We start from the raw sequence: 2,739 nt of genomic DNA, 5'->3' as shown, positions 1-2,739 counted from the left end.
AATGCAGGGTCGTCGTCATTCTGGTCTGTCTGCACAGATGCTTCTTCCCTACCACTCCCATTCCTGACAATTGGATGACCCACTGAAATTGGGGCACCAAGGGGGGCAGCTTTTCTGGTGGGGATAGAAATTACAGAGAGCGAGGAAGAAGACTCCGGCGCAAATGTTTCCGGCTGCGTCGGGGCAGCAAGGGTCTCAGGTTGCAGGGTTCGCTGGGAATCCGATGCAATTGTTTGAGCGGAGACAGCTAGAGGAGTGACATCCTCTGGCGGCAACGTGTTGATAATCGCAGGCGGTGGGGGCGGCGGAACTGGTTGGGGCATCTTCTAGCAACAGGAGTTGAGCGGACAGCACCAATGCCTATCCTCAACTGCACTCTGAGTAGGGTGCCTCGCAGTGGACTGCTGCCCCGACATCGGCCTGAGGCATAAAGCGATCGCTGTTTATTCCAGATCCCGGCGTTTTGGGTTACGGGAAGGATCGCTGGACAAAAATCCAAACACAAAGAGCAGGCTGAAGAAGGCAACGACTATATAAACGACAATTTTGAGAGTCACCATACCGATATCTACTCCAGACGGGAAAGGCTGAATGTTGCTGCCTTAAAGGCAGAACAACTTTCTCATAATACCGAAATATTGCTTCATTTTTGCCTTGAGTCTGGAGTGATTGTTGACCTCAAGCGGTCAGTCCAGCCGTCGTTTGAGCTGCTTAAACTGCTCTGACGATTGCCAGAGCGCGAAGTTTCCCTAGCGATCGCTTTGTTTTTATACCACGAGATCGCACCCAGTTCATGTATTTTGGCTTTTTCCTCACTCAAAATTGAGTAAATTGCAGAACCTAGAAAATAGTAGGATCTTTCGTAACGTGCGATCCCAGCTCGCTATAGAGCGTGGGAACAATTAGGAGGATAAACATGCGACTATTGTGCCAATAAGTTAGTTACAGTCGTGGCGATTCAGGGCATTATGCGATGGGTGATGCCGAAGGGTAGCGTGGTAGGAGAAGCGATGTTAAGCACTTTTAGGCGATCGCTCCCGTGCTAGGAGCGCTTTTCTAAACAAATTTTCTCAATATTCCCTGGAAAAACTAGGATTTTAGATTGAAAGCGGCAGCTTGCTAAGGGCAGCTAGCTGGATAAAGGGATCAACATTTCCAGTCCAAAAAAAGAGTATAAAGAGCATCCAACTTGTAGCGGAAGTGAGTACACAATAGCTCTATTAAGACTTTTGAGGCTTTGTCAATGCAGCCGATTCGGACATTTAACGTTTCCCCCGCCTTGCCGTCAAGACTAGAACCCTTACGAAAACTGGCATATAACCTGCATTGGGATTGGAACTTTGAAACTAAAGAGTTATTTCGCCGCCTAGACCGCGATTTGTGGGAATCCAGCCGTCACAATCCAGTGCTAATGCTGGGAACTATTTCTCAAGCGCGGCTACAAGAAGTTGCTGAAGATGAAGGCTTTGTTGCCCACATGGAACGAGCCAGCCGCCAGCTAGACGACTACCTGCAAGAACGGACGTGGTATCGCAAACACAGGAATGAGGTGAACGGTCAGAGGACTGAGAAGAAACAAGAAAATTCTTCTGCTTCCTCGCTCAGTCCTCAGGACTCAGGACTCAGGACTCAGGAGTGTTATGCCTATTTCTGCGCGGAATTTGGTCTAACCGACTGCCTGCCCATTTACTCTGGTGGCTTGGGCGTTCTCGCGGGAGACCATCTGAAATCAGCCAGTGACTTAGGCTTACCCCTCGTTGCCGTCGGCTTACTCTATCAGGAAGGGTATTTTGCCCAGTACCTCAATGCCGATGGTTGGCAGCAGGAACGCTATCCGGTTAACGATTTCTACAATATGCCGTTGCACCCGGAGTGCAATCCTGACGGTTCGGAACTGCGGATTTCTGTAGAGTATCCAGGGCGCACCGTCTATGCCCGTGTCTGGCGCGTGCAAGTGGGAACTGTGCCCCTATACCTGCTCGATACCAACATTGAGCCGAACAATCCCTACGACCACGACATCACCGACGAGCTGTATGGTGGTGACTTGGATATGCGGATTCACCAGGAGATGATGTTGGGCATCGGGGGCTTCCGGATGCTGAAAGCGCTGGGATACAAACCCACTGTTTATCACCTGAATGAAGGTCACTCAGCGTTTCTGATTCTGGAACGCATCCGGATGTTGATGCAGGAAGAGAAACTGGATTTTGCCGCCGCTAAACAAGTGGCGCAAGCAAGTCAAGTTTTCACGACTCACACGCCTGTCTCTGCTGGGTTCGATTTGTTCCCCCCGGATAAGGCTCTTTATTACGTGGGGCACTATGCCGATATTTACGGACTTTCCCACGAAGAGTTTCTCGGCTTAGGACGGGAGGACACTGGGGATTTGGCGTCACCCTTTAGCATGGCAGCACTGGCGATGAAGACATCGAGCTTTGTCAATGGGGTTGCTCAGCTGCACGGGTTGGTGTCGCGGAAGATGTTTCAGAGTCTCTGGAAAGATTTTCCACTCAATGAGGTGCCGATTACCGCGATTACCAATGGAGTCCACGCCCGCACTTGTGTAGCGAAGTCAACGCAGGAGCTGTATGACCGCTACCTTGGCCCTCAGTGGTCTGACGCGCCAGTAGACGATCCGTTGTGGGAGCGGGTGCAGTCGATTCCGGATGAGGAGTTGTGGCGCAATCACGAGCGTCAGCGGTCAGAACTGGTGGTGTTTGTGCGCGATCGCCTAGT

Annotated in this window: 2 protein-coding genes and 1 pseudogene; 1 reads left to right on the top strand and 2 read right to left on the bottom strand. The window is 51.0% G+C overall.

The window, feature by feature from the left end:
• Both H6F50_RS00345 and H6F50_RS00340 read right to left on the bottom strand, forming a co-directional pair.
• Positions 1–323: pseudogene (locus tag H6F50_RS00345) on the bottom strand (hypothetical protein); the annotation flags it as partial.
• 120 nt (positions 324–443) lie between these two features.
• A complete protein-coding gene (locus tag H6F50_RS00340; RefSeq protein WP_190413836.1) occupies positions 444–560 on the bottom strand; it encodes a photosystem II reaction center protein I in 117 nt (38 codons plus the stop codon).
• A 683-nt stretch (positions 561–1,243) separates the two neighbouring features.
• Here H6F50_RS00340 and glgP point away from each other — a divergent pair.
• Positions 1,244–2,739 (top strand): alpha-glucan family phosphorylase (glgP, locus tag H6F50_RS00335; RefSeq protein WP_190425027.1); only part of this gene is annotated, 1,496 nt, incomplete at its 3' end.

This window comes from Coleofasciculus sp. FACHB-712 (assembly GCF_014695635.1).
Taxonomy (GTDB): domain Bacteria; phylum Cyanobacteriota; class Cyanobacteriia; order Cyanobacteriales; family FACHB-T130; genus FACHB-T130.
This window is presented reverse-complemented; position numbering and strand designations above follow the sequence as displayed.

Excerpts from the sequence above, each read along its gene's own strand:
- H6F50_RS00340 (WP_190413836.1), bottom strand. The coding sequence starts at position 560 with ATGGTGACTCTCAAAATTGTCGTTTATATAGTCGTTGCCTTCTTCAGC.